This window comes from Pseudomonas sp. B14(2022) (genome assembly GCF_012030485.1).
In the GTDB taxonomy this organism is placed as follows: Bacteria; Pseudomonadota; Gammaproteobacteria; order Pseudomonadales; family Pseudomonadaceae; genus Aquipseudomonas.
Map to the genome: position 1 here is coordinate 342,200 of NZ_JAAUVM010000003.1, position 25,392 is coordinate 367,591.

28 protein-coding genes are annotated in these 25,392 nt (G+C 65.2%); 2 read left to right on the forward strand and 26 right to left on the reverse strand.

Annotated elements, in window-relative coordinates; all coding sequences use genetic code 11:
• Nucleotides 1-180: 180 nt before the first annotated feature.
• The 17 genes from HCF10_RS07330 to HCF10_RS07410 form a co-directional block, all read right to left on the reverse strand.
• A complete protein-coding gene (locus tag HCF10_RS07330; RefSeq protein ID WP_167655137.1) occupies nucleotides 181-423 on the reverse strand; it encodes a DUF2274 domain-containing protein in 243 nt (80 codons plus the stop codon).
• Nucleotides 420-1,700 (reverse strand): TrbI/VirB10 family protein, encoded by a 1,281-nt coding sequence (locus HCF10_RS07335; protein WP_167655138.1) that lies wholly within the window; start codon nucleotides 1,698-1,700, stop codon nucleotides 420-422. The genes HCF10_RS07330 and HCF10_RS07335 overlap by 4 nt, the downstream gene beginning before the upstream one ends.
• A 2-nt stretch (nucleotides 1,701-1,702) precedes the next feature.
• Nucleotides 1,703-2,716, reverse strand: coding sequence for a P-type conjugative transfer protein TrbG (gene trbG, locus HCF10_RS07340; protein WP_167655139.1), 1,014 nt, complete (start codon nucleotides 2,714-2,716; stop codon nucleotides 1,703-1,705).
• Nucleotides 2,713-3,417, reverse strand: a complete 705-nt coding sequence (trbF, locus tag HCF10_RS07345; protein ID WP_167655140.1) for a conjugal transfer protein TrbF — start codon at nucleotides 3,415-3,417, stop codon at nucleotides 2,713-2,715. The genes trbG and trbF overlap by 4 nt, the downstream gene beginning before the upstream one ends.
• Nucleotides 3,418-3,435: 18 nt before the next feature.
• Complete coding sequence (trbL, locus tag HCF10_RS07350) at nucleotides 3,436-4,812, reverse strand: P-type conjugative transfer protein TrbL (RefSeq protein ID WP_167655141.1); 1,377 nt, start codon at nucleotides 4,810-4,812, stop codon at nucleotides 3,436-3,438.
• On the reverse strand, nucleotides 4,809-5,147 hold the full coding sequence (locus HCF10_RS07355; RefSeq protein WP_167655142.1) for a hypothetical protein: 339 nt from the start codon (nucleotides 5,145-5,147) through the stop codon (nucleotides 4,809-4,811). Before HCF10_RS07355 ends, trbL begins: the two co-directional genes overlap by 4 nt.
• 11 nt (nucleotides 5,148-5,158) lie before the next feature.
• Nucleotides 5,159-5,896: a P-type conjugative transfer protein TrbJ gene (gene trbJ, locus HCF10_RS07360; protein WP_167655143.1), complete on the reverse strand. Its 738-nt coding sequence runs from the start codon at nucleotides 5,894-5,896 to the stop codon at nucleotides 5,159-5,161.
• Entirely contained in the window at nucleotides 5,893-8,343 is a 2,451-nt protein-coding gene (gene trbE, locus HCF10_RS07365; RefSeq protein ID WP_167655144.1) for a conjugal transfer protein TrbE, read from the reverse strand. Before trbE ends, trbJ begins: the two co-directional genes overlap by 4 nt.
• 13 nt (nucleotides 8,344-8,356) lie before the next feature.
• Nucleotides 8,357-8,629 (reverse strand): VirB3 family type IV secretion system protein, encoded by a 273-nt coding sequence (locus HCF10_RS07370; protein WP_057418255.1) that lies wholly within the window; start codon nucleotides 8,627-8,629, stop codon nucleotides 8,357-8,359.
• Nucleotides 8,626-9,009, reverse strand: coding sequence for a TrbC/VirB2 family protein (locus tag HCF10_RS07375; protein WP_167655145.1), 384 nt, complete (start codon nucleotides 9,007-9,009; stop codon nucleotides 8,626-8,628). The genes HCF10_RS07370 and HCF10_RS07375 overlap by 4 nt, the downstream gene beginning before the upstream one ends.
• Nucleotides 9,006-10,052, reverse strand: coding sequence for a P-type conjugative transfer ATPase TrbB (trbB, locus tag HCF10_RS07380; protein WP_167655146.1), 1,047 nt, complete (start codon nucleotides 10,050-10,052; stop codon nucleotides 9,006-9,008). The genes HCF10_RS07375 and trbB overlap by 4 nt, the downstream gene beginning before the upstream one ends.
• Entirely contained in the window at nucleotides 10,049-10,525 is a 477-nt protein-coding gene (locus tag HCF10_RS07385) for a CopG family transcriptional regulator (RefSeq protein WP_167655147.1), read from the reverse strand. Before HCF10_RS07385 ends, trbB begins: the two co-directional genes overlap by 4 nt.
• Nucleotides 10,522-12,516, reverse strand: a complete 1,995-nt coding sequence (locus HCF10_RS07390; RefSeq protein WP_167655148.1) for a conjugal transfer protein TraG — start codon at nucleotides 12,514-12,516, stop codon at nucleotides 10,522-10,524. Before HCF10_RS07390 ends, HCF10_RS07385 begins: the two co-directional genes overlap by 4 nt.
• A gap of 235 nt (nucleotides 12,517-12,751) precedes the next feature.
• Nucleotides 12,752-13,015: an EexN family lipoprotein gene (locus HCF10_RS07395; protein WP_167655149.1), complete on the reverse strand. Its 264-nt coding sequence runs from the start codon at nucleotides 13,013-13,015 to the stop codon at nucleotides 12,752-12,754.
• A complete protein-coding gene (locus HCF10_RS07400; protein WP_167655191.1) occupies nucleotides 13,012-13,956 on the reverse strand; it encodes a LysR family transcriptional regulator in 945 nt (314 codons plus the stop codon). Before HCF10_RS07400 ends, HCF10_RS07395 begins: the two co-directional genes overlap by 4 nt.
• A gap of 7 nt (nucleotides 13,957-13,963) precedes the next feature.
• Nucleotides 13,964-15,145 (reverse strand): MFS transporter, encoded by a 1,182-nt coding sequence (locus HCF10_RS07405; RefSeq protein ID WP_205885542.1) that lies wholly within the window; start codon nucleotides 15,143-15,145, stop codon nucleotides 13,964-13,966.
• A gap of 15 nt (nucleotides 15,146-15,160) precedes the next feature.
• Complete coding sequence (locus tag HCF10_RS07410) at nucleotides 15,161-15,865, reverse strand: type 1 glutamine amidotransferase domain-containing protein (protein WP_167655151.1); 705 nt, start codon at nucleotides 15,863-15,865, stop codon at nucleotides 15,161-15,163.
• Nucleotides 15,866-16,019: 154 nt separating this feature from the next.
• Here HCF10_RS07410 and HCF10_RS07415 point away from each other — a divergent pair, with 154 nt between their 5' ends.
• Entirely contained in the window at nucleotides 16,020-16,928 is a 909-nt protein-coding gene (locus HCF10_RS07415; protein WP_205885543.1) for a LysR family transcriptional regulator, read from the forward strand.
• A 45-nt stretch (nucleotides 16,929-16,973) separates the two neighbouring features.
• On the opposite strand, the gene HCF10_RS07420 is transcribed toward HCF10_RS07415, so the two are convergent.
• From HCF10_RS07420 to HCF10_RS07430, 3 genes are read right to left on the reverse strand one after another with little or no spacing between them, the layout of a single operon-like run.
• A complete protein-coding gene (locus HCF10_RS07420; protein ID WP_167655153.1) occupies nucleotides 16,974-17,813 on the reverse strand; it encodes an MBL fold metallo-hydrolase in 840 nt (279 codons plus the stop codon).
• 21 nt (nucleotides 17,814-17,834) lie between these two features.
• Nucleotides 17,835-18,161 carry a hypothetical protein gene (locus tag HCF10_RS07425; RefSeq protein ID WP_167655154.1) on the reverse strand — a complete coding sequence of 109 codons (327 nt, stop codon included), beginning with the start codon at nucleotides 18,159-18,161 and terminating at the stop codon, nucleotides 17,835-17,837.
• Nucleotides 18,154-18,714 carry a sugar ABC transporter gene (locus HCF10_RS07430; RefSeq protein WP_167655155.1) on the reverse strand — a complete coding sequence of 187 codons (561 nt, stop codon included), beginning with the start codon at nucleotides 18,712-18,714 and terminating at the stop codon, nucleotides 18,154-18,156. The genes HCF10_RS07425 and HCF10_RS07430 overlap by 8 nt, the downstream gene beginning before the upstream one ends.
• 158 nt (nucleotides 18,715-18,872) lie before the next feature.
• Between HCF10_RS07430 and HCF10_RS07435 the strand changes: the two genes are divergently transcribed.
• Nucleotides 18,873-19,775, forward strand: coding sequence for a LysR substrate-binding domain-containing protein (locus HCF10_RS07435; RefSeq protein ID WP_167655156.1), 903 nt, complete (start codon nucleotides 18,873-18,875; stop codon nucleotides 19,773-19,775).
• 23 nt (nucleotides 19,776-19,798) lie between these two features.
• Here the strand turns inward: HCF10_RS07435 and HCF10_RS07440 are convergent, their stop codons facing one another.
• The 6 genes from HCF10_RS07440 to HCF10_RS07470 form a co-directional block, all read right to left on the reverse strand.
• Nucleotides 19,799-21,802, reverse strand: a complete 2,004-nt coding sequence (locus HCF10_RS07440; RefSeq protein WP_167655157.1) for a relaxase/mobilization nuclease and DUF3363 domain-containing protein — start codon at nucleotides 21,800-21,802, stop codon at nucleotides 19,799-19,801.
• Nucleotides 21,803-22,238: 436 nt separating this feature from the next.
• The gene (locus HCF10_RS07445) at nucleotides 22,239-22,838 is read right to left on the reverse strand and encodes a S26 family signal peptidase (RefSeq protein ID WP_167655158.1); all 600 of its coding nucleotides are present in this window, start codon (nucleotides 22,836-22,838) and stop codon (nucleotides 22,239-22,241) included.
• Nucleotides 22,835-23,380, reverse strand: coding sequence for a DUF2840 domain-containing protein (locus HCF10_RS07450; protein WP_167655159.1), 546 nt, complete (start codon nucleotides 23,378-23,380; stop codon nucleotides 22,835-22,837). The genes HCF10_RS07445 and HCF10_RS07450 overlap by 4 nt, the downstream gene beginning before the upstream one ends.
• Nucleotides 23,377-23,661: a chromosome partitioning protein ParB gene (locus HCF10_RS07455; protein WP_167655160.1), complete on the reverse strand. Its 285-nt coding sequence runs from the start codon at nucleotides 23,659-23,661 to the stop codon at nucleotides 23,377-23,379. Before HCF10_RS07455 ends, HCF10_RS07450 begins: the two co-directional genes overlap by 4 nt.
• Nucleotides 23,658-24,296, reverse strand: a complete 639-nt coding sequence (gene parA / locus HCF10_RS07460; RefSeq protein ID WP_167655161.1) for a ParA family partition ATPase — start codon at nucleotides 24,294-24,296, stop codon at nucleotides 23,658-23,660. The genes HCF10_RS07455 and parA overlap by 4 nt, the downstream gene beginning before the upstream one ends.
• 253 nt (nucleotides 24,297-24,549) lie before the next feature.
• Nucleotides 24,550-25,392 carry a replication initiator protein A gene (locus HCF10_RS07470; RefSeq protein WP_167655163.1) on the reverse strand — a complete coding sequence of 281 codons (843 nt, stop codon included), beginning with the start codon at nucleotides 25,390-25,392 and terminating at the stop codon, nucleotides 24,550-24,552.

The window sequence follows — 25,392 nt, forward strand, 5'->3', positions numbered from 1 at the left end:
GTCCATACAGCGTCATTGTGACTTCTGGAACGCTGCTGTTCAAACGATACAAAACATCGGCCTCCATGGAGATAGTGAAGCGACAATGGCTACGCTCTAGAGAGTGTCATGGACTTTACTCCTCAGACGAAAAGCCGAAAAAACGCTTACAGCCTAGTTGATCGCCAGAGCCCTTGCCCTTCAGCTTGGCCCTGGCGAGACCTTGCTGCTCCCTCCCCTCTTAAACCCACGGTCTCCCGCCATGAACGCCTCCAGCATGTGCGGAATCAGCACGGCGGCGTCGACCGCCTCGCCATACGCCTGCGAGTGCAGCACGGCGTAGCGGTCAAGGTCGGCTTTCAGGCTGGTCGGGCAAACGAAAGTCAGCTTGATGCTCTCGATCTTCGGCAGCGGGCCGAGCCGCAGCTTCTTGGTCGTGCTCATCGTGAAGTCCCCCGGTTGAAGAAAAGCGGCTGGTACGGCCGCAACACCAGATCGCGGTTGACGATGATGCGTACCGGCAAGCCGGGGCGCTGGGTCAAGGTGGGCTGGATGTTGAGGTTGCGCCGGGTCATCTCCTGGCCGACCTGATTGACGCTGTCCTGCGCGCTGTCGCGCCCGGCAATGATGATGCGGTCGCCATCCTGGCGGTTCTCGGGCGCAGCCAACTCGGCACCGACGCCCAGCAGCGTGGTCAACGCCGCGCCGGCGAAGATGCGGCCCCAGTGGTAGTCCACGTCGTCTTCCAGCCCGGCGTAGCCAGCCGGGTCGGCTCCGACAAGGTTGTCGAGCGTGAGCGAAGACGTGTCCGGCAGGATGATCCGGTTCCACACCACTTGCACGCGGCTCTGCCCGTAGCTGACCTGGCTGTTGTATTTGCCCAGGATGCGGGAACCCTGCGGGATCAGCAGGAACTTGCCGGTGGCCGTGTCATAGACCGGCTCCGTCACCGTGGCGATCACGTCGCCCGGCAAGTCCGACTTGATGCCTGTCACCAGCGCCCCGGCGACCACCGTTCCGGCCATGACCTGATACGGCGAAGCCGGCAGGGTCAGATTGCCGGAATTACGGGTTTCCGTGGTTCCGGCTTTCTGGAAAGCCTCTTTCTGGTCTTGCCGGTTCTGTACGGCGGTCGGGTCGGCAGGCTGGTCCGCCGTCGAGGCCGGGCCAGCCGCCAGTGGGTCGAACGCCGCATTGGCGGCGAAGCCCGGCGCAGCGGCCACCTGCGTCTGCGCTACCGACGCGGCCTTCTGCGAACCCGAGCGGAAGAACACCGACGATGCCGCCGCCGATTCGGCTTCCTTGCGCAGCGCGTCGTTCGGGTCGTGGCCGGGAGCCGCGTAGGCGGCCGTCACCGGCTGCTGCGACTTCACGATGGCCGGGCCAAGATCGCCAGGCAACGGCGGCCCCAGCTCCGGCACGGATGCTGGCAATGGCGGCGGCAACTTCGAGTAGTCGGCTGGCAGCGCGTCCAGCCCTTCGGACTTCGACACGCGATCGACGTTGTAAAGCTCGGTCTGCTCGTTGGCCCCGCGCCGCTGCGGTTGCAGCGACCACATCAGCGCGCCGAGCACGGCGACCGACAGGGTGCCTGCGAGGACGGCCAGCGTGCGCCGGTTCAGGCGCGTGACCGGGCGCGGCTGCGCGCGCAACGCCACCGCTTCGGGTGCTACCTTGCCCGCCTGCGGCGTGGCGAGGTCGGGAGTGTCGTCCTGGCTCATAGTCAGTTCCTCCCAGTCCTTGATACGACGCCATCCGTGCGCTCGATCCGCACCACGTCGCCGCCATCACCGCCCAGGCGCAGTTCGGCCGCGCCGAACAGCCGATCGACGATGTAGTACGGCGAGCGGAAACGGTAGTTCACCAGTTGCCCGTCGCCCTGCGCGCCGATGACGAACAGCGGCGGCAGTTCGCCTTGCGCTATGCCCGGCGGAAACTGGATATAAACCTTCTCGCCGTCATCGAAGGCGCGCTGCGGCTTCCACGGCGGATTGCTGCCGCTGACCGCATAGCGGAAGCGGATCTTCTCCAGCGACAAGCCGGTATCGACTGGCGCGGCGGCGCTGGCCGCCTGCGCCTGGCGCTGCAAGGCCAGCATCCGGTCTTTCGGGTAGTCCCAGGACACCGAAGCCATCCATGCTTTTTCCGTCGAGGTCAGCTCCAGCAGGTAAGTTCGGCGGCTGGTGGTGATGACCAAGTTCGTCTTGAGGCCCGAACGGATGGGCTTCACCAGCACATTGACGCGCAGGTCGGCGCCGCTGCCGCTGGACGTGTCGCCGACGATCCACCGGACGGTATCGCCGGCGGCGACAGTGACAAGTTCCTCGCCGGGCTGGAGCGAAACCACCGTCACGCGCCCCGGCGCGGCATAGACCTGGTAGAGCGCGCCATCGGTGAAGGGCCACACCTGAATCGCATTGACGTAACCCTCGCGGGTCGGCGCGATGCGCGCCTCGGCGTTCGCACGCGAGACGCGCACCTTCTCGTCGGCAGGCTCCGGCGTAGCCGGCGCCGGGTCTGCTTCGGGCAGCGGCTTCAACTGCGCCGGCAGCGCCAGCGGCTCGCGCACGGTAACGACTTCCACCGGCGCGGGCGGCTCGGGCAATGGCTGCGCCTGCACCGGCTCATCGAGCGAGATGGACGGCGGTGGCTTGCCCTGCGATGCGCAGCCCGAGAACAGGACAGTCGATGCAAGCAGGATCAACGGCAAAACGGATTTACGGAAAAGTGCATTCATGGCTTGGCTCCTTCGGAAGAATCCAGTTCGCGGCTCCACGACAGGCCATTGACGTAGATCCCCAGCGGGTTCTTGCGCAGGCGCTGTTCGGTGCGAGGGGTTTGCAGGACGGTAGAAAGCACGGCGTTCCAGCGGTCGGTGCCAGCGGGGGCACCGTTGACGAATCGCTGTTCCGTCCAGCGCACGTTGAAAGACGTGTCGCTGGCGCGGGTCACGCTGGTGATCTGCACCGTCACCGACTCCTTGCCGATGCGGGCGAATGGGTCGTTCTTGCTGGCGTAGTCGTTGAGCACGGCCGCGCCCTTGTCGGTGGTGTAGTCATAGGCATCCAGCCAGTTCTGCCGCACTACGATGGGGTCGATGGACAGGGAGCGCACCAGCGTCACGAAGCGCGCCAGGTGGTGCGCGATCTGCGCATCGGCGGGCCGGTACGGTGTGGCCGCTTCGCCCACGGCGCGCACCTGCCCCGATTGATCGACCTCGATGACGTAAGGCGTGACGATGGACTGCGCCGAACGCCACACCAGGCCGCCGGCCGTCAGCAGCGCCAGCACCAGGCAGCCGAAGGCCATGAATCGCCAGTTCTTGGCTTGGACGCGGGCCGAACCGATGCGGTCGTCCCACACCTGGGCAGCGGATTGATAAGGGGTGGCAGGCTGCGGCGTATCGGCATAGCGCACCTGCGGTCGTTTGAATCGCATGGGTGTTCTCCTTGAGGGTCAGGTATCGGAATCGCGCAGGCTCGGGCCTTGCCCCGAGCCACCGCCGTCGCCACCGCGCAGCGTGTGGGCGGCGGTGGTCGCGGCATGCGTGATCTGCTGTCGGCGGTGCATCCGCTTGGCCCAGGCGGGTTGCTCCTGCTTCGGTGCGCTGGCGGCGCTGTCTGCGCCTTCGCCTGCGGCGGCCTGGCCGGAACCGGTTGTGCCGACATCCGTGCCGTTCCATCCGGCCCGGAAGGAATCGGCCACCTTCTGCCCGGCAGCGGAAGCGCCGGACGCAGCTCGGCGGCCTGCCGCCTGCGCGCCGGTCTTGGCGACGTTGCCCAGGCCCGCAGCCGCGCCCCTGGCCCCGCTGCCCGAGGCGGCGGAACCGGCTTGGAATGCCGACTTGGCGCTGCTGGCCGCCGATGTGGCGGCGCGTGCGCCGCTACCGGCCAGCTTGGCGGCGGCCGGGGCCATGCGCGCGCCCGCCATGACCGCACCGCCCACGCCAGTCGCTGCGGCACCAATGGCAACGCCCGTGCCGACCGCGCCGACCGCAGCGCCGGCCATCGCGCCCGCACCAAGCTGCGGCGCACCGGACACCAGACCGGTTGCGATGCCGGGGCCGAAGATGCCCAGCGCCAGCAGCGCGAGCGAGGCCAGCATCACGACCAGCGCATGGTCGATGGAAGGCTCGTCGGGATGAACCTGGAACTCCGCGAACAGGCCCGAGCCAATGCCGACGATGACGGCCAGTACCAAGACCTTGATGCCCGACGACACCACGTTGCCGAGCACCTTTTCCGCGAGGAAAGAGGTCTTGTTCCAGAGTGCGAACGGAATCAAGACGAAGCCGGCGAGCGTGGTCAGCTTGAACTCGATCAGGGTGATGAAAAGCTGGATCGCCAGTACGAAGAAGCAGAGCACCACGACCAGCCAGGCGATGAACAGCACCACGATGGGATCGAGATTCACGAACACTTCGGGGAAGCCGGCCATGTCGCCGATCTGGTCGAGGATCGGCGCAGCCGCGTCGATGCCCGTCTTCGCCAGCCGGCCCGGCTGCAAGAAGTTCTCCATCGTCATGGTCGAGCCGGTGGCGGTGATGCCCAGACCGGCGAATGACCGGAACACGATGCTGGCCAGCCAGTTGAAGTTGCCGATGATGTAGGCGAAAGCACCGACGTACAGCACCTTGCGCAGCAGCTTGGCAATCACGTCCTCGCCCTGGCCGGTCGCATGGCTCATGGCCCAATACAGGCCGGCGATGGTCATGTCGATGACGATCAGCGTGGCCGTCAGGAACGCCACTTCGCCTTGCAACAGCCCGAAACCCGAGTCGATGTAGCGCGAGAACGTGTCGAGGAAGCGGTCGATGATGGTCACGTCGTTCATGGCGTGTCCTCCGGGGCGGCGAGCGACGCATCGCCTTCCGGCGCGTCGTCGGTGGGCGTGTCGAAGCTCGCCGGAATCGGTGGCAGCTCGGCCAGCGTCCGGTATTCGTCCGGCCCGGCATGGCCGGAGAAGAAGCGCCGCCGGAAGGCGTCGGCGGCGGCGCGGCAGTCGTCTTCGCCCACGGCCCGCCGGTCGGCCGCGCACTGCGCACGCAACGCCTTGAGCCGCACGGGATCGGCAACCAATGCGTCGGCCAAGTTCTCGGCTGGCTGCTGGCCGCACGCGGTCAGCAGCAGGGCCAGCAGCGAAACCGACAAGACGGAAGCGCATCGCATGGCCGCCTCCGTCAGTTGTTGTAGAAATTGACGGACTGCGGCGTGTACGGCGTGCCGCTGCCGAGGAAGCGCCGCCGCACTTCGCGGGCGCGCTCGGTCGCCGCCGCCTGCCGCGCCAGTTCCAGCGAGGCCGCCCGGTCTTGCGTGATCCGGAGCTGCTGGGACTGGATCGACTGCTTGGCCTGCAAGGCAAGAAGCTGGTTGGTCGCCTGCTGCGCCTGCAAAGCGCCGGTGGCCGATTGGCTCTGGCCCACGAGGTCGGCCAGCGCGCTTTCGTCTTGGGCCAGGTTATGCGACACCTGCGCCTGCATCCGCATCGCGGTATGCAAGCCATCGAGCGTGTTCTTCCAGCGTTCGCGAGCGTCCTGCGCCATGCGGTGGCCGCTGATGGTCGCGGCGTACTGCTCGGGGTAGAGACGGGCAAACGTGGCATCCATGCTCTGCACGTCATAGGCCAGCCCTTGGGCCTCGGCGATCAGGCGCTCGGTGGTGGCTAGCGTCGAGCGCAGGCGGTTGACGATGTTGAAGTCCAGGCTCGCGAGATTGCGCGCCTGGTTCATCAACATCTGCGCTTCGTTCTGAAGCTGATTGATCTGGTTGTTGATCTGCTCCAGCGTGCGGATGGCGGTGAGCGTGTTCTGCACAAGGTTGGCGGGGTCGATGAACGTGAGCGCCGATGCGGGCTGCGCGGTCAGCAGCGTCACCGACAGCACGGCGGCCAGGGATACAGAAAGAGCACGGGTCTTCATGGCGAAACCTCCAGCGGTTGAGAAGCGAGGAACGAAGCCGCCGCCGGCGAGGACGGCAGCAGGTCGGCGGCCCAGTCGAGGCCGCGATGGCGCAGCCACGCCCCGGCGAAGCCGGGAGCGCCGGCCTGCGTCAGTACGCGGTCAATGTCGCGTTGGTCTTGCGGTGTGGACACGCCCGCGAAGGCAAGCGCCGCCGGCCTTAGGTCGAGGTCGAACAGGCGATTGCCAAGGCGCGATTGGTAGTAGTAGTCGCGCTTGGGCTGGGCGGTGGCGACGATTTCGATCTGCCGGCTGTTGAGGCCGAACCCCTCGTAGATCGTGCGAATCTGCGGTTCGGTCGCCTGCGGGTTGGGCAAGAAAATCCGACTCGGGCAGCTCTCGATAATCGCGGGCGCAATGCTCGAATCCTTGATGTCGGCGAGCGACTGCGTGGCGAAGATCACCGACACGTTTTTCTTGCGCAGCGTCTTCAACCATTGGCGAATGCGCGCGGCAAAAGACGGCTCGTCGAGGAACAGCCACGCCTCATCGAGAATCAGCAGCGTGGGCGCACCGTCGAAACGTTCATCGAAGCGGGCGAACAGGTAGCGCAGCACCGCTTGCACGGCGGCGGAGCTGTGCATCAGTTCTTCCATCTCGAAGCCCTGCACGTCGCCGCTGCCGAGCCGGTCGCGGTCGGCGTCCAGCAGCTTGCCGTGCGCGCCGCCGAGCACATAGGGCGACAGGGCTTGGCGCAGCGCATTCGATTGCAGCAACACCGAAAACCCAGTCATCGTGCGCTGTTCCATCGGCGCACCGGCAAGGCTTCCCAGCGCCGACCAGATAGCGGCCTTCTCGTCGGGGCCGACGGTCACGCCTTCGTGCAGCAAGCGGCCTTCGATCCATTCGGCCGCCCAGGTGCGGTAGCCTTCGCCGTCGATGCGCGCGAGTGGCTGGAAGGCAATGCCGCCGTCCGCGCCCAGGTCGTAGTGTTCGCCGCCCAGGCCCAGCACCGTCGCCCGCATGGATCGCCCCATGTCAAAGGCGAAGATGCGCGAACCGAAGTAGCGGCGGAACTGCAAGGCCAGCATCGCCAACAGCACGGACTTGCCCATGCCGGTCGGGCCGGCGACCAGCGTGTGGCCCACGTCGCCGATGTGCGTCACCAGCCGGAACGGCGTCGCGCCGTCGGTGCGCGTGACGATCAGCGGCGGGCCATCGAGGTGGGCATTCTTTTCCGGCCCGGCCCACACGGCGGACACCGGCATCATGTGCGCCAGGTTCAGCGTCGAGACGATGGGCTGGCGCACGTTGGCGTAAGCGTTGCCGGGAATGGACGACAGCCACGCATCCACGGCATTCAGCGTTTCGGGGATAGTCACGAAACCCCGGCCCTGGATGACGCGCTCCACCATGCGCAGCTTTTCGTCGGCTGCGGCCGGATCGGCATCGAGCACCGTCACCGTTGCAGTGAAGTGACCGAAGGCAACCTGATCGCCACCCAGCTCCTGCATCGCGGCATCCGCGTCGGCCGCCTTGTTGCTGGCGTCGGTATCAACCAGCGGGCTTTCCTGCTGGAAGATGGTTTCGCGCAGCAGCGCGATGACGTTCTTGCGCTTGGCGAACCATTGGCGGCGCAGGCGGCCGAGTTCCTTTTCCGCCTCGGCTTTGTCCAGGCAGAGAAAGCGCGTGCTCCAGCGGTAGGCGAAGCCCAGGCGGTTGAGGTCGTCCAGCAGGCCCGGCCAGGTCGAGGTCGGAAAGCCCCGCACCGACACCACGCGCAGGTGCTGGTCGCCCAGCGTGGGCGCCAGGCCGCCGACCAGCGCGGAGTCGGCCAGCAGCGCGTCGATGTGAAACGGCACCTCCGGCACGGCCACCGGATAGCGCCGCGTGGACACCGTGGCGTGCAGGTAGGTCAGCGTCTGGGCGTCATCGAGCCAGGCGATTTCCGGCATCACGCCATCGAGCAAGTCGAAGACACGATCGGTTTCCGCCACGAAGGCATCGAGCCGGCCGCGCCAGTCCACGCCATCGCCGGGCGCGTTCTCGTAGAGCAGCTTGGCCGCGCGGGCGCGCGATTCCTCGGGCGGCAGGTAAGCCAATGTCAGGTGATAGCCGCTCTCGAAGTGATGCCCCGATTCCTCGAAGGCCGCGCGGCGTTCCTCGTCCACGAGCCAGGACAGCGGTTCGGGAAAGTCGGAGTGTGGGTAGTCCGCCGCCGGCCGGCGCTCGGCCTCAATGAACAAGGCCCAGCCCGAACCCAGCCGGCGCAGAGCGTTGTTGAGCCGCGCCGAAGTGGCGATCAGTTCGCCTTGCGTGGCACTGTCCAGATCAGGCCCGCGAAAGCGCGCGGTGCGCTGGAAACTGCCGTCCTTGTTCAAGACGACGCCCGGCGCGATCAGCCCGGCCCACGGAAGCCAGTCGGCGAGCAAGGCCGGGCGCTGGCGGTATTCGGCAAGGTTCAGCATGGCGGCGTCCCCCCTACACGTCCAGCAGCGGTTTGTGCTTGATGTGCCGGGCGAAGACCTGCATGAACTGCGGATCGACGCGCGCGCCCCAGACCGCCAGCGAATGGCCGACGATCCAGAGCACCGCACCGGGAATCCACAGTTGCAGGCCCAGCCCGACGGCAGCGGCCAGCGTGCCGTTGGCGATCGCCACGGTGCGCGGGGCACCGCCGAGCAGGATCGGCTCGGTCAGTGAGCGATGCAGCGGCACCTCGAAGCCTGCCGCAAAGGCATCCGGGGCGCTCATACGACCGCCCCGCCGGAGAATGAAAAGAACGACAGGAAGAACGAGGACGCCGCGAACGCGATGGACAGGCCGAACACGATCTGGATCAGCTTGCGGAAGCCGCCGCTGGTATCGCCGAAGGCCAGCGCCAGGCCGGTGGAAATGATGATGATGACCGCGACGATGCGCGCCACCGGCCCCTGGATGGATTCGAGGATCGAGGTCAGCGGGCCTTCCCAGGGCATCGAGGAACCGGAGGCTTTCGCCGTGCCGGCCGTCATCAGCATGATGGCGGCCAGCAGCAGGCCATGCTGCGCCGGCGCGGCCAGGCGCCGCAGGCACGCAAAGGCCGAAGCCGGATTTACGGAAATGCGGAAAGCAAGAATGTGCATCTGCGTCATAGCAGTTCTCCAGAGGGTTTAGGGGACGGGGAAGAAACTGGCGGCAGCTCGGGAAACGGTGTTCCCAGCGCATCCGCCATGCGATAGCCCACGCCGTCGAAGCCGACGACGCGGGCGATGCTTTCGACGTGGCGCTTGCGGCCACGCCCGGCAATGTGGATGACGACGTTAATGGCCTCGGCGATCAACGCGCGCGGCGGATTCACCGCCACTTCAAGGATCAATTGCTCCAGGCGCAGCAGTGCGCCCAAGGCGGAACCGGCGTGGATGGTGGCGATGCCGCCGGGGTGGCCGGTGCCCCACACCTTGATGAGATCCAGCGCCTCGCCCCCGCGCACCTCGCCGACGATCACGCGATCAGGGCGCAGGCGCATCGTGGCGCGCACCAGCTCCTGCATCGACACGACGCCTGCGCGCGTGCGCAGCGGCACATGGTCGCGAGCGGCGCATTGCAGCTCGATGGTGTCTTCGAGCACCAGCACGCGGTCGCCTGTGGCAGCGATTTCCGCGAGCAAGGCATTGGCGAGCGTGGTCTTGCCGGTACTGGTGCCGCCGGCGATCAGGATGTTCTGGCGCTCGCGCACGGCGCGGCGCAGGAAGTCGGCCTGGCCGGCAGTCAGGATGCCGTCGGCCACATAACGATCCAGGCCGATGATGCTCACGGCGCGCTTGCGCAGTGCGAACGCTGGCCCCGGCGCGGCCGGCGGCAAGATGCCCTCGAAACGCTCGCCCGTCTCGGGCAATTCGGCGGTCAAGAGCGGCTGACCGCGATGCACCTCTGCACCGACGTGGGCGGCGACCAGGCGAATGATGCGTTCGCCATCGGCTTCGGACAGTTCGACGCCCAGCGGCGCGCGACCCGACGACAGCCGATCGACCCACAGGGTGCGATCAGGGTTGAGCATGATTTCCACCACGTCCGGGTCTTCCAGCGCGGCGGCGATCAGCGGCCCCATTGCCGTGCGCAGCATCTGGATGCGGCGATCCTGTGAAGTAGTGGCCGACGAGCGTGGTTCGGGTGGGATCTGTGGAACAGCGCTCATGAGGCACGCTCCGCAGCACGTTCATGGGCTTCGGCCAGCGCCGCCGCGTCATCCATGCGCACGGTGTCCGGGTGCAGTTCTTCCACCACGTCGCGCACCAGACTGCGGCCGCGCAGCAGGTGCCTGCCGAGCTGTTCGATGAACTGCTCGAAACGCGCCTTGCCCTGGGCACGGGCCGCGTCCTGATGCGCTTCGGGCACCGGCGTGCTGACGGTCAGGAAGTAGCGGATGAATAGCGCCAGCGTTTCGATCTGGATGTTCTGGTCGCGCTCCAGGCGTTCGGCCTGCCGCGACAGGCGATCCAGGCGCTTGGCAATGGCGGCTTCGCGCTGGTCGCCCGCGTCAGGCGACAGCCAAGACGCGAGCGCCGCCGCGACGATGCTGGATTTCGAGACGCCTTTCTTGGCGGCGAGCTCTTCCAGCCGCTTGGCGTGCTCGTGTTGGATAAAAAGATTGAGGCGGTATTGGCTCATAGGTCGATTCCGTCGTTGGGGTCGAGGGAGGCCAGCCGCGCCGTGCGCTGCATGGCCGGGTCAAGCTGGCCTGGGAGCGGCAGCGGCAGGTCGTCGTCATCGAGCAGTGCCAGGTCATCGGGCGCATCCAGCTCGGGGTCGTAAGCGACGGATTCGGGGAGTTCGGGTTGGCGGCGCGGGCCGCCGTCATCGGTGCCGCCCAGCTCATAGGCGGATGCCGTGGCTGATGCGGCGGGCACGACGGGGATCGCCAGGCCACTCCAATCGTCGGCGCGGGCCGGTGGCACGTCGGCGTACTGCCCGGCCGCTAGCGCGGGGGGTGGCAGCACGCGCTGCTTGAAATTGGCGTCGGCGTAGTAGCGCAGCTTCTTCGCCTTGATCGGCGCGACGCTGGACACCATCACCACGGATTCATCGGGCGGGAGTTGCATCACCTCGCCCGGCGTCAGCAGCGGCCGGGCCGTCTCCTGCCGCGACACCATGAGATGCCCGAGCCACGGCGCAAGCCGGTGGCCGGCGTAGTTGCGCTGCGCGCGCAGTTCGGTCGCCGTACCCAAGGTCTCTGAAATGCGTTTGGCGGTGCGTTCGTCGTTGGTGGCGAAGGTCACCCGCACATGGCAGTTGTCCAGAATCGAATGGTTCTGGCCGTAGGCTTTGTCGATCTGGTTGAGCGACTGCGCGATGAGGAAACTGCGGATGCCGTAGCCGGCCATGAAGGCGAGCGCCGTCTCGAAGAAGTCGAGCCGGCCCAGCGCCGGAAACTCATCGAGCATCAGCAACAGCTTGTGGCGGCGCTCGATGCCGTCGCTACCATCGAGCGATTCGGTGAGGCGTCGCCCGATCTGGTTCAAGATGAGCCGGATCAACGGCTTGGTGCGGCTGATGTCCGAAGGTGGCACCATCAGGTACAGCGAAACGGGATGCTCGGACGCAATCAGGTCGGCGATGCGCCAGTCGCAGCGTGATGTGACCTCGGCCACCGTGGGGTCGCGGTACAAGCCCAAGAAGCTCATCGCGGTGGAGAGCACGCCCGACCGCTCGTTGTCCGACTTGTTGAGCACTTCACGCGCGGCGGATGCGACAACCGGGTGCGGTGCATCGCCCAGGTGCTTCGTCGTCATCATCCGATGCAGCGTCAGCTCGAACGGGCACGCCGGATCGGACAGGAAGTTGGCGACGCCGCGCAGCGTCTTGTCCTCGCCGGCGTAGAGCACATGCAGGATGGCGCCGACCAGCAGCGCATGGCTGGTCTTCTCCCAGTGATTGCGCTTCTCCAGCGCGCCTTCGGGGTCAACGAGAATGTCGGCGATGTTCTGTACGTCGCGCACTTCATGCGCGCCGAGCCGCACTTCCAGCAGCGGGTTGTACGCGGCCGACTGCGGATCGGTGGGGTTGAACAGCAGGCAATGCGAGAAACGCGAGCGCCAGCCAGCAGTGATCTGCCAGTTCTCGCCCTTGATGTCGTGGATCACTGCCGATGCAGGCCAGGACAGCAAAGTCGGCACCACCAGGCCCACGCCTTTACCCGAGCGCGTGGGCGCGAACGTCAGGACGTGTTCCGGGCCTTCATGGCGCAGGTACTGTCCGTCATGCAGGCCGAGAAAGACGCCGGCAGACTGCCTCAGCCCGGCCTTGCGAATGTCTGCGGTGTTGGCCCAGCGTGCCGAGCCGTAGGTCGTGACCAGGCGCGATTGCCGCGAGCGCCATACCGACATGGCGATGGCGACCACCACGGCGACCAGACCGCTGCCGCCTGCGATCGCGCCGCCTATGTCGAAGACATGCGGCGCGTAGGCATCGAAGAAGAACCACCACTCGAACAGCCGCCAGGGGTGATAGACCGGCGTACCGAAGAAGTCGAACCAGGGCGAGCCAAGGCGTGGTTGGTAGGCCAGAGCGGCGGCTGTCCATTGGGTTGCACTCCACACACCGGCGATCACGATGCTGAAAACAACCGCGATCTGCCCGAACAGCACGCCCTGAGCTTGCATTGACTGGCCTCCGATTTCCTCTGCGCTGATTCCTCGTTCACACGCGGCACAAGGACGTGTCGCATAGCGCGAGGATCAGTGCCGGGTCGGTGCCGGTCAAAGACCGTTATCGGGAGAAAGGTCTAGAAAAAAGGAAGAATTAGCGCAGCGTCGAGCCAAAGAAAAACGCCGCAAGCGCAGGCGCATTGCGGCGTGTATGGCGAGAAAACGGAATATGTTGTTGAATCGACCGCGATCAGAACTTAGGCGGTTCCTTCGGCGGTGTGTATGGGGTCTTGCCATCGCCGTAGAACCGCTTGCGCGTAGCCTCGGCGACTCGATTGCAGAGCACGCCGCCAAGCCTGGCGCGATCAGTCTTGCACTGCTGGCGCAGCACCTTCAGTAGGGCCGGATCGGCGGCTAATTCCTCCACGGTCGGCACGTCGACTTGCTTGGGTGTCTCCGGTTGGCCGCAGGCGGTCAGTACCGCGACCAGCAGGAAAGTGATGGTCTTGTTCATGGCTCTCGTTCCTCCACGGTGTCGGCATCGAGCCCCGGCATGGGTCTACTGCCTTCAGGTGATTCGATGGCTCGCACGCGGTCGATGAAGCGGGCGAGCATTTCCGAAGGCTCGCCTTCCGGACGCAGCAAGTAGGTCGTCAGCAGCGGCGAGCGGCCTGTCAGTGGCCGCGCCACTACGCCAGGTTCCTGGCTGGTCAGGATATGCGCGCAGCCCGTCAACCCGAGCGCGATGCCTGCGGAAACCAACGCCATCATCAGGTCGCAAGACGCCACTCGTTCAGCCACCAGCGGCTCCATGTCCACGCGGCGCAGCACACGGTCAACTTGCCGTGCATGGCCTTCGCAGGCCTGCGGATCGCATAGCACCAGCGGATAGCGCAACAGTTCTTCCAAAGGAATGCGCTTGTAGGCCAGCAGGGGATGCCGTGCCGGAACGGCCACCATCATCGGATCGTTCCAGACGGGCAAGGTGACGATGCCATCGCCGACTTCATCGGCGCGGGCAAAGCCCACGTCATACAGGTCGTAATGCAACCCCTTGATCTGTTGCGCCAGCGGCACCTCGAAGAAGCGGATTTCGACCTCGGGTTCTTCCTGCCGGCAGAGCGCCAGCAAAGCCGGCAGACGCGAGGGCGTCATGCCGTCGGACAGGGCAATGCGCAATTGACTGTGGAAGCCGTTGGCTGCGGCCTTCACGCTGTCGCGCGCTTGCTGCAAGGCCGAGAAGACTCGCGGCACATGCTCAAAGAACAGCTTGCCCGCACGGGTCAGGCGCGTGCTGCGCGTGGTGCGTGCGAACAGCACCACACCAAGTTCTTCTTCCAGTTCCTTGATCGCTCGCGACAGCGGCGATTGCTCAATGTGCAGCTTCTCCGCCGCACGGGCGAAATGGAGCTCTTCGGCTACGGCCAGGAAGCAGCGAAGATGCCGAAGCTCCATCATTCACCTATCCATGAAGTCTTGCGCCCAGGAACGCGGGGCGTCGCATCTGCCAGAGCATCCAGGCAATTCCCAGCCCCACGGCCACCGCACCGACCCAGGCGGTACTGGTCAGGCCCATCATCTCCAGACTGGCACCCCCCAGCAGCGAACCCAGCGCGATACCACCATTGAAGCCGGCGATGTTCAGACCTGCGGCCACTGCTGGCGCTTGCGGCGCGTGGATATGCGACAGTCCGATCACCCGTGCTTGCAAGGCTGGCACCGCCGCATAGGTCAACGCACCCAGCAGGCCCGTCAGCAGCACCATCAACGGCAACGACGGCGCCGATGCCCAAATCGCCAGCAGCACCACGGCCAGGCCGACCAGTACGATCATCACGGCGAAGTCCGCACCCTTGCGGTCGGTCAGGCGTCCGCCCCAGATGTTGCCAATGGCGGCCATCACGCCATAGCCCAGCATCAACAGGCTGGCCGTGCTTTCGCTGACGTTCGTCACTTGCAGCAGGATCGGCGAAATGTAGGTGTAGAGCGCGAACGACCCGGCATACGCCAGCACGGTGATGCCGGCTCCAGCCAGCAGGCGCGGATTGAACATCGCTTTCAGGCCATCCATCGCGTTGGCCTGCACTGAGGCGTCGTCCCGATCCGTCGGCATCAAGGCCAGTAAGCCGAGGAAGCCAATCGCGCCGCTCGCGGCTACCGCCATGAAGATGACCTGCCAGCTCAACACGCTGCCCAGGTAGGTGCCGAGCGGAACGCCCAGCGCCAGGGCCAGAGTCAAGCCACCAAATACCACGGCAACCGCCGCACCGGCCCGATGCCGGCCCGCCAGTTGGGTTGCCACGCTGGAGGCCACGGCAAGAAATACGCCATGTCCCAGGCCCGACGCGAAACGGGCCACCAACATAGGCGTCAGTGCATCGGACAGGCTGACCACCGCATTGCCCAGCGTGAACAGGCCCATCGCCACCAGCAGCAGCCGCTTGCGCGGCCAGCGCGTGGCGAGCGCCGTCAGGCCCGGCGCACCGATAACAGCGCCCAGCGCATAAGCTGTGACCGCCGTGCCGACCTGCGCGACGCTGGCATGCAGGTGAGCGGAAATGGTGGACACCAGCCCGATGGTGACGAACTCGGTAAAGCCCAGGGCAAACGCGCAAAGCGCGAAGACGTAGATGACGAAAGGCATGCGCTCTCTCATGGCTTAGGCCCGATCCACGGACGCTGCCACCAGCAGCGGCAGCATCGCTTCGCCTACACCTTTGGCCGAAGCCGGGTTCTGGCCCGTCACCAGCCGCTCGCTCACGACCACCTGCGCCTGGAAGTTCGGCGCGGGCACATGCCGGGCACCACGTTCCTGCAGGGCGTCGGCCAGCAGGAACGGGACCGTGTCGTACAGACTAACCGCGCATTCCTCGTCATTGGTGAAGGCCGATACCTCCTTGCCTGCGACCAGATAGCGACCGTCGGACAACTTGACATTCACCAGCCCGGCCGGGCCGTGGCAGACGGCCGCGACCACGCCGCCACGCTCGTAGATGCGCGCCGCGATGGCCGACAGTTCGGCGTTATCGGGGAAGTCCCACATCGTCGCGTGGCCGCCGGCGTAGAAGATCGCGGCGTAGGCATCGGGATCGACCTGCGCGGGTGCCAAGGTGTTCTCGGTGGCACCGCACAGCGCCGCGTCGTTCCAGAACGCGGCATTGATCGGATCGTCCAGGTCGAGTCCATCGACGTGCGTCTTGCCGCCCTTGGGGCTGACGAAATCGACCGCATGGCCGGCGTCGGCCAGCACCCGATGCGGATGCGTGACCTCGGACAGATAGAAACCGCTGGGCGCGGCGTCGGCGGCGCCCGCCGGTCCCTTGCGGTCGTGGCTGGTCAAGACGAAAAGAATGCGTTGGGTCATCGGAGGCTCCTGCAAGCGAGTCGAGCACACCGCCGAGCGCCTCCGGCGGAGGCGTGCGCGTTGCGGCATGCGAAGTAAGGAACCTCATTCTGGTGAATCCGGTATATCCTTTAAATGACCAAAATAGACAAACACTTTCCCCGGAATGACCCAAATGTCCCTGCGCAACCTCGATGACTTGGCGGTGTTCGTGCATGTGGTGGAGCGCCAGAGCTTTTCCGCCGCCGCACGCGACCTGCATCTCGCACCCAAGACGGTCAGCAAGCAGATTGCCCGGCTGGAGCAGGCCTTGGGCACCACGCTGTTCGAGCGCAACACCCGCAACCTGCGCATCACCGGCGAAGGCCGCGCCATTGCCGAACGGGCGCGGGTCGCCCTGGCAGTGCTGGAAGAAGTGCAGGAGCTGGCGACCGGTGGCAGCCAGGAACTGAGCGGCACCATTCGTCTCACGGCCCCCACACCGTTCGGCCGCAAATTCGTGGCTCCGGCGATCCACGATTTCTGCCGCCAACATCCCAAGGTCGGTTTCGACCTGCGTCTGTCCGACCAAGTGCAGGATCTGTATAGCGGCGACTTGGACTTGGCGATCCGCATGGGTGAGTTGGCTGACTCGCGACTGGTGGCGCGGCGCGTGGCCGACAACCGGCGCATCCTGGCGGCATCTCCCGCCTACCTGAAGGCGCAGGGGCATCCCGAGCAGCCGGAAGAACTGGAACGGCACAACTGCCTGGTGTTCGCCTATCCGGGCCTGCTGCAAAGCACCTGGCCGCTGCGCAAAAACCGCCGGGAGAAACCCGTCGCGATCAGCGGCACGTTGTGCAGCGATAGCGGTGACGTGCTACACGCATGGTGTCTGGCCGGGCTGGGCATCTCGCTGCGTGAAACCTGGGACATTCACGAGGAACTGCGCGACGGGCGGCTGGTGCGCGTGCTGCCGGACTGGGAAGCCACGCCCTCGAAGATCAGCATTGTGCGGGCACGGCGTGAGCCCGTGCCGCGCCGGCTGACGGCGTTCAGCGACTTTCTGTTTGATCGCTGGCAGCAAGCACCGTGGGATCATTGATCTCATTACACACTGCTGGCTAATCCCAGGCATCACTATCGGCCGCTAAGCTTCGTAGAAAATCTCGTAGCCCATACCTTTGCGCTTAATGTGCGCAAATCCGAGTTCGCCCAGGTGCATCCCAGCGATCAGAAGTTTGTCCGAGCTAACAACATCCAACAGTTTGGATCGTGTTTCGGCGGAGAGAATCGGATCTTGGTCGAATGCAATGGACACGCCGGGACGAGCAATCTGGATCTGGGGGAAATGAACGATATCCCCCCAAACCAGCAGACTACGATCATGGGATTCGATGCGATAACCGGAATGACCTGCGGTATGTCCCAGAAGGGGCATCGCACTGATACCAGGGAGAACTTCGCTATCAACAAACGTGCGCGTCTTCTCCCGATACTGATCGAACACCTTCCTGGCAAACAGAAAGTTTCCGCGAGCGCGCTCACTCGCTCGGCTGAGATTGCTATCGTCCTCCCAGAAAGAGACCTCATGCTGGTGGACCACCAACTCTGCATCGGGAAAGGCTGCTTCCCCTGACGAGTCAAGCAGCCCCCCAACATGGTCGGGATGTGCATGGGTCAGAAGAATGGTGTCAATGTCAGAGGGCTGCACACCAGCAAGTGCGAGATTCGCTATCAACTTTCCACCCCATTGCTTGAACCCACCAGCTCCCGCGTCGATGAGGATCGTGCGACCCCTTCCACGCACCAGGTAACAGTTGATGTGGATCGAGGATGGGTCGCTCACGCCTGCGTCCTGCTGCAACTTGGACGCCTCCATAGGATTGATATTGGAGAGAAGATCTAGACTTGCGGAAAGGTATCCGTCACTGATGGCCGTGATCGAAAACTCGCCGATCTGCTGGCCTGGAAATTTCACTCTGTTCATTGCGGTGCTCCTTGCGCGTAATCAGTTCCGCGCATAGATGGCGGGGGCCGGATAGCCGAAGCAACGGATGCGCGCCGTTAGCCCCGTATGGCGCTTTATGGCCTCATCCAGTCGCGCCATGAAGGCGTCCATGACCGATGGCGTTCTGAGCGGTTCGAGGCGGTACTTGATTTCCGCGTAAGCAGGATGCCCGCGCCCCTGGCGAGCAGCGACATAGATGACATGCACGTTGTCCAGCGCAGCCTGGAGGACGTCAGTGCAAAGCCGAGTGCATCGTTCGGTGAGTTCCGCCAGATTCGCTTCGGGCGGCATCATTTCCGCCTGGATGAAGATCGTCAGGTTAGGCATGTCGGTTCTGTCCCTGCGTCTGGGGCACTGCGTCATTGCCACTCGTCAATTGCGCGGTCATCGGGGCATAGAGGTGTACGTCCTTCGGAAGGGTTTCCACACTGAGACTGATGGAGCTATCCAGCTTCGCCAACCACCTGTTTTCAGGAAATTTCTCCAATGCGACGGCCCGCATCAGATCAGGCTTGAGCCCCATCTCGATGAGCGGCTCGGGACCGACTGCGCTCACGATCAGATGGTCTCCTTCACCGATGGCAGACGCGCGTTCCAGGCCGCCATAAAGATTGCGGTGCCAATCGGTGATGTGCTGCTGCCAACGAGCGAAATTGCCGCCACCCTTCTGGCGGTACTCATCGCCCTCAAGCACGGCCAGACCGTCGATCGAGTGCATGGCCAGGTAGACGGGGCAGCCAGGGCTCAACGCCTTGAAGCGTTGCGAAGTATGGAATCCGCTCACTGAAATGAGCGCGGGCAGCTTTTCCAGGCTGTAGAAATCATTCCACTCTGCTTCGCTGGCTGGGTTGGCAAAGCTGCATTCGACGGTATAGATCATGGATCACTCGCTACCGGACTTCTTGTGCATCCGGCCCTCTTTGTTGATGTTCCATCACGATATGTCCCGGATATCGACGCATAAATCGATTTTTCGGTATGCTTCAGTGATAAAAAATCAAGCTATACCGATCACTAGCTCCAGTATCAGGAACGCTCATGCGAAGGAAGATCCCCAGCAGCACGGCACTGATGGCATTCGAAGTGGCTGCGCGCCACGGCAGCTTCGCGCGCGCGGCAGAGGAACTGTCTCTGACTGAAGGAGCCATCAGTCGCCAGATTGGCAGGCTGGAAGCCTTCCTCGGGGTCACGCTGTTCGAGCGGGTCGGCAATCGTGTGCGCCTCCTGCCCAACGGAGAGCGTTACGCGGCCCAAGTCCGCGAATCGCTTGACCGCCTGGATCGGGACAGCCAGTACTTGATGGGGCAGCCGAGCGATGGCGCGAGCCTGGACATTGCCACTATCCCGACGTTCGCGATGCGATGGCTCATTCCTCGCTTGTCAAGATTCCAGCAGAAGCATCCGAACATCACTGTGCATCTTGCCGAGCGCATGGACCCCTTCGTCCTAGCCGGGAGCGGATTTGATGCCGCCATCCATTTCGAGCACCCAGCGTGGACGGGAATGCGGACTCACCAGCTTTTGCATGAAGTGCTGGTTCCGGTTTGCCATCCTGAACTTCTGACAGGACGCAAACGAAAAACCGCACTGGACGAATTACCGCGCCTGCACCGACGACAGAACCCGGAAGCTTGGCTTCAGTACTCCCAGGAGACGGGAACCCCGCTGACCAATCCTGCAATTGGTGCACGCTATGACCTCCATGGAATGTTGATAGAAGCCGCATTGGCCGGCCTCGGTGTTGCGCTAGTACCGCGCCTCTACGTAGAAACCGAACTTGCGCTAGGAAATCTGGTGGCCCCGTGGCCAGAGGGGAAAACCATTTCCAAAACCTTCTGCCTCATCCTCCCCGAGCCCATCGGATTGAGCAGAGAGCCAATACAAGCGTTTGCTCAATGGCTGCTCGACGAAGCGAAAAAGGGAACAACGGTTGACTCGTAGGAAATATTTTTCCTCCATTGTTATCAGATAGACGGGCCACGTTGCCGCCCAATCTCCCAAGACACACCGCCGCCGCGCACCGTGGCGGCAAGCTGCTGCCCCAGCCGCTGCTCGATCACCGGGTGCCACGGCACCAGGCTGAATCCCATGCCGTCATCAAGCATCGCGTAGCGCCCGCTCGCCAGCATGACGGAGCGCCGGTAGATGCCGGCCACGCGTTGCCCGTCCGTGGCAGGCCGATGCTCCAGGCCGGTTTCGGCGGCAATGTCCTGTGCGGCCTTCGCCAGATCGCGCCCGCGCAGCGTCGCCAGCAGGTTGCGGGCGAGGATCACGCGCTGCCCGCGTCGCTCGGCTAACCCCTGTTCGGCCAAGAAGTCGGCGCGCTGCAGCAAAGCGTCCTTGGCCTCCCCGCCAAAGCCCAGGTCGCCCAGTCCCTTGCCGCCGCTGATTAACTGCTGATCCAGCCAGGTCGCGCCGATCACCCGCGCCTGCCGCTCGATCGGCAGGGGCGATTTCAGCTCCACGGCGACACCACCCAGTCGTTGCACGTCGTATTGGCGGCCACGCTCGGGCAGGTCGTCCGGCACCTTCCATAGCCCTTCGGCCACGCGCTCGACGATGCCAGCCCGCCGTAGGGCTTCCAGCCGACGAACATGGGCGGCGACCACTTCCTGCGGGTCACGTCCGGGCTTTGCTCGGCCTTGCTCGATCGCCAGGTGATGATCGGTGCGGTACAGGCCATTGCTGGCCAGCGCGGCGATGTTCTTGTCGGCCGCCCGTACCTCGGCGGAACCGCGTACCTCCACTACGGCTCCGGTGGGATAGTTCGCCAACTCGTCGCGGGCGTTGAGCGCAACGTAGTGGGCCTTGCCGTCCACGCCGTCGATGACCAGATAACCCCGGTCGTGCAATTCGTTGGCCAGCCCCTTGGCAGCCACGCGACCGACGATGCTGCGGCCGCTTCCATCTGCATCTTGGCCCGGTTCGAACACCGCCAGCTCACGCGGTCGGCCGCTCATGGCCCGCTGCATGGTGCGGATGATGTCGCCACGCTGGCCCAGGGCGCGCAAGGTCTTCTCGGCATCTGCGTGGACGGCCCAGGTGCCCGGCTGCATCTCGTCAGCCAGGCCCAGGCGCTGCAAGCGTTGCAGGCGACCGATCAGCAGCAGGCGCTGGCGTTGCAGCCGGGGTTCGTTGAAGCGTTCGATCTGCACCCGGCCATCCTCGCCGGCCTCTCGTTGCAGGGTGCGGTCGAGGCTCGTCCACCGCTCTTGCTCCACCTCGCGCTGCAAGGTCTGCTGGATCTCCAGTTCGGTGCGTGGCCCCAGCCATTCCGTCGCCAGTTCGGCGGCGCGATGGCGAAAGCCGTGGGCGATGTAGTCGCCCGCGATGATGAGATCTTTGCCGGTGTCGTCGCGCCCGCGCACGATGAGGTGCGTATGCGGGTTGTAGGTGTTCCAGTGATCGACCGCCACCCAATCCAGCCGCGTCCCCAAGTCGGCTTCCATCCGGTTCACCAGATGCCGGGTATAGGTGCGCAGGTCGTCCAGCTCGGCGCCGTCTTCCGGTGAGACGATGAAGCGGAAATGATGCCGGTCGTCGGCGGCCCTCTCCTTGAAAGCGTCAAGGTCGGATTCGTCGGTCTGGGGCCCGTAGGCCCGCCCAGGTTCGCCATCGCGGCCGGCGCCGTCGCGCTCAATGTAGCGCAGATGCTTGGCGAGCGATTGCGGGCTGGCATTGCGTTGATTGACCAGCAGGGTCTTGATCGTCACGCGCCGAGACATGGGCGTCAGCTTCGCCCCGGCGAAGCGCGCCGCCGTATGGCCGCGCCCCAGGCGCGAGCCGGGACGCTGGCCAGCGCGTGCGCCGCTGCCACCGGCTACGGAATGGCGTATCGAGGACTTGCCGCCGCTGGCCTTGCCAGCCTGCTTGAGCACCTTGGAAACGAAGCTCTGGCCCTGGCCTTTGCCCCGGTTCTTCGGGGCGCTGGGGCGCACCCGGAAATCGTCGTCGCGGCGATCGGTCATGGCTGCGTTCCCCGCAAGCTCTGGCGTGTCCTGTCGTGCGAAGCACGCGGGCATGCCTGCATTGGCGCGGGCCTCGCGCCCCACGCGGCACGACGGCGAAGCCGCTCCGTGCCGCGCCACCCCCATGTGCAGACTGGCTTTGCGGGCGGCAGAGTGCCGAACCCTTTTGTCTTGCCTTCCGCCTTTGCCTTCCACTGTCGCTCCAGGCACCGGCGTTCCGGCGGGATTGCTGCGCGAGCAGCCAGCGCGCCGGCGACCGCGCCAACGGCCGCATGCCGGGCGCGTTCAAGGCAAGACGCCTGCACGTTGGAAGGCTTTGCCGAAGGCAACGCAACGTGCGATGCAAATGTACTTGCACGGCAGGCGCGGCGACACAGCAGCAGCCATTGGAACGACACGCCCATTGGCACACCGGAGCGCAGCGAATCGGTGGCCATCATGGGCGCGTCTCCAGCCAGATCGGGCGCGCAACGCCGATCACGGTAGATGCGCTGACCGGGCCGAAGTAGCGGCTGTCGAACGATGCCCGATTGGTCACGCTCAACAGGAACAGTTCGCCCGGTTCGAGGCGGCGGCAAAGCGGCAAGGACGGCAGCGGCCGGCCGATCCGGTCGGCAAGCAGCACGGCGGCCATTGGCACGCCGTCGATGCGTACCTGACCGGCGACGATGCAAACGTGTTGCGGCGCGACTGCACCCACACGTTTGAGCAGCGGAATACGCGTTGGCAGGTAGCCGCGCTGCGCAGCCAGCGCGGCGGCCGTAGCCGGCAGTGGCACCAGCACGATGCTGTCCACGGACAAAGGGCGTGACAGCGAGGCGGCGCGACCGTCGAACGGGTCGATGCGATACCAGCCGACCGCCACGCTGTCGGACGGGTTGTAGGTCAGACGCGGTAGCGGTGAAACAAAAGCCGCCCAGGCCAGCGCAGCAAAGCCGATGGCGGCCAGTGTCCCCACGACGATGCGAGTGCCCAGGCGCGTGCGGGGACGCGGTGCGGTGCCTGCTGTGCCGGCCGTGCTGGTTGGGGCGTTCATGGCAGCACCTTCCCGGCCAGCCAGGCGGCGTGTCGCTCGGCGGTGTACTCGGGCAACGCAAGGCGAGCCGCAAGACGGTTGCCCAACGTGCGCCAGTACGCGGACGACACATCGATGGCGGCGATGCCCAGCGCCTCGATGCCGTCGATGCGCTCCAGCACGGCGCGCACGTTGGCGTCGCCCTCGGCGTGCAGCAGCAGGCGCGCGCCAGGCCGCACACCGGGGACGCGCTGCGCCGCGTCAAGTGGCGTGCAAGCCTGCATCACCATGAGCTGCCAGCGCACGGTGCCGTAGTCGTTGGCCTGCCAGCGGATGCGGCAGAACATCGCGCTCGGCAGAAAAAACGCGCAGCGCCGCCAGCGGTCAAGCTGGAGCGTGCGCATCGGTTCGCCGAAGCGCAGATAGAGTTTGAAGCGGTGTTCGAGGTAGGCCAGCGAAACGCGGGTCAGCGGCACGTTGCCAGCCTGGTTGGCGAGCGCTGAAAGCGCAGGCAGTTGCGCAGCCGTTGCCGCATTCGCGGCAGGCAAAGCGAATGTATTCATGGCGTGTTCTCCCGGCGGTGTTCTGGAAACTCCCGCTCCAGCAGGCCGCGCAGCAGGTCGGCCACGGTCATGCCGCGCGTGAAGGCCGATACTTTGATGCGCGCCCGCAATGCGGGCGTGATGTCGAGTGTCAGGCGCGCGGTGTAGAGATCGCCTTTGCCCAGCGCATCGGCATCGCCCTGGCGAATCCACGCCTCGGCGTGTGGATCCGCAGGCGGACGCGCGCCGATGCCGACGCGCTTGCCCAAGCGTTTGTTGTCGGATGGCTGCTTCGCTGTCATGTCGGCCACCGCAGCAGTTCGTCCACCAGGGCCGTGATTTCTCGGGCGGCGGCGCTGGCCGGTGCTGTCTCGCGGGCGAGCCGGCCAGCGGCCACGCTGTCGGCGAACACGATGCGCTGATGCACTTCCGAGCGCAGCGCAGGCAGCGGCTGTTCGGCGAGCGATTGTCGCGCCTCGCGGCCGATGATGGTGGTGCTGACTCGCCGGTTGATGACGAAGGCCGCGCGCAGCGCAGGCCTGAACACCTGCGCCTCGCGGATCAGCGAAACCATTTCCGAGCTGGCCCAAAGGTCATAGGGGCTGGGCTGCACCGGGATCATCACGCGATCGGCTGCCAGCAGCGCGGAGCGCGCCAAAGCGGCGATGCGCGGCGGGCCGTCGATGATGACGTGATCGGCCCGCCTGGCGAGTTCTGGCGCTTCCTGATGCAGCGTCTCGCGTGCTAGGCCCACGGCGCTGAACAGCCTTGGCAAACCTTGCTGGCTTCTGCGCTGCGTCCAGTCCAGCGAGGAACCCTGTGGGTCGGCATCGAGCAGGACGACATGCTGGCCGCGCAGCGCCAGTTCGCCCGCGATGTGGGTTGCGAGTGTCGTCTTGCCAACACCGCCTTTCTGGTTGAGCAGAGCGAGGATCATGGCGCGACCCTCCGTGTTGGAAAGCCGGTCTTCCGCTCCTGCGTTTGGTGCCGTTGGGTGGTTGTCCACCGAACCGGCGCGCTTCTACTAAAAGTTATGTATTTCTTGTTAGGTAAGTTAGAGGGGCCGCAACCCCGCGCCGTTGTTGGCTTTCCGGCGTTTTCGTACTCCTGATAGCACGATAGGCGTACTCCCGATAGCACGATACCCGATACTCCTGATAGCACGAGGCCGTCCACACCTTTTCCCCGAGTTATCCCCGTGCCGTTTTCAGCACGGGCCGGAACGTCAGTAGCTCCATTCCGTCGTCCGGCATCCGCTCGATGCCCAGGACGTAGCCAGGCAGCGATTGCCGCACCACCAGGGCGCGCAGGTCGTAGGCGAAGTCGGAGAAGCGCGCCGCGCTGCCCGACTTCCGGTGCAGATGCCGGAAGTCGAATTGCCAACCGTCCGGCTGCTTGCCGCCGTGCTTGCGCACCAGGCGGTACAGCCAGCGTTCGATGCCGCCCTTCAAGCGGAAATACGCCGGGTCGATGGTCAACACCAGGGCGGCATCGAGCACGCCAGCGTAGAACCAGTCTGGCAGGATCATTTCGATGCCCAACGGCACGCCGCTGGCATCGGCCAGTTCCTTCCACTCGTTGATCCACGAGAAGCGATGCAATCGCCTTCCCGTGGTTTCGCGGATGGACGTGGCCACTGTGGTCGATTGCAGCCGGTCGAGCGCCGCTTTCAGCCGCAGGTAGTCGTTGAGGGACGTGCCGCGCCCAATGAATCGCAGGATCTCGTAGGGCGTGGCGCGTATCCAGCGGGACGGGCGAATGCCCGCGTCGCGCGCCTCCACGATCTGCGAAGCGGCCCATATCAGCACGTCGGCATCCCATATCGTTGCGATGCCGTGTTGCTGCGTACCTTCCACGCGGATGGTGATGCCGCCGGCGCGGAAGTCGATCGGCGCGGTGCGCCGCGACTTGGCGAGCGAGAAGAACGGAAAGGCCATCAAGTCCTGGCTGTCGCGGGGTGCCATGTCGCCCGGCAGCGCGCGGAACAGGTCGAGCTGTTCGCGTTGCAAGGCTTGCCCTGGTGGGTTGGACAT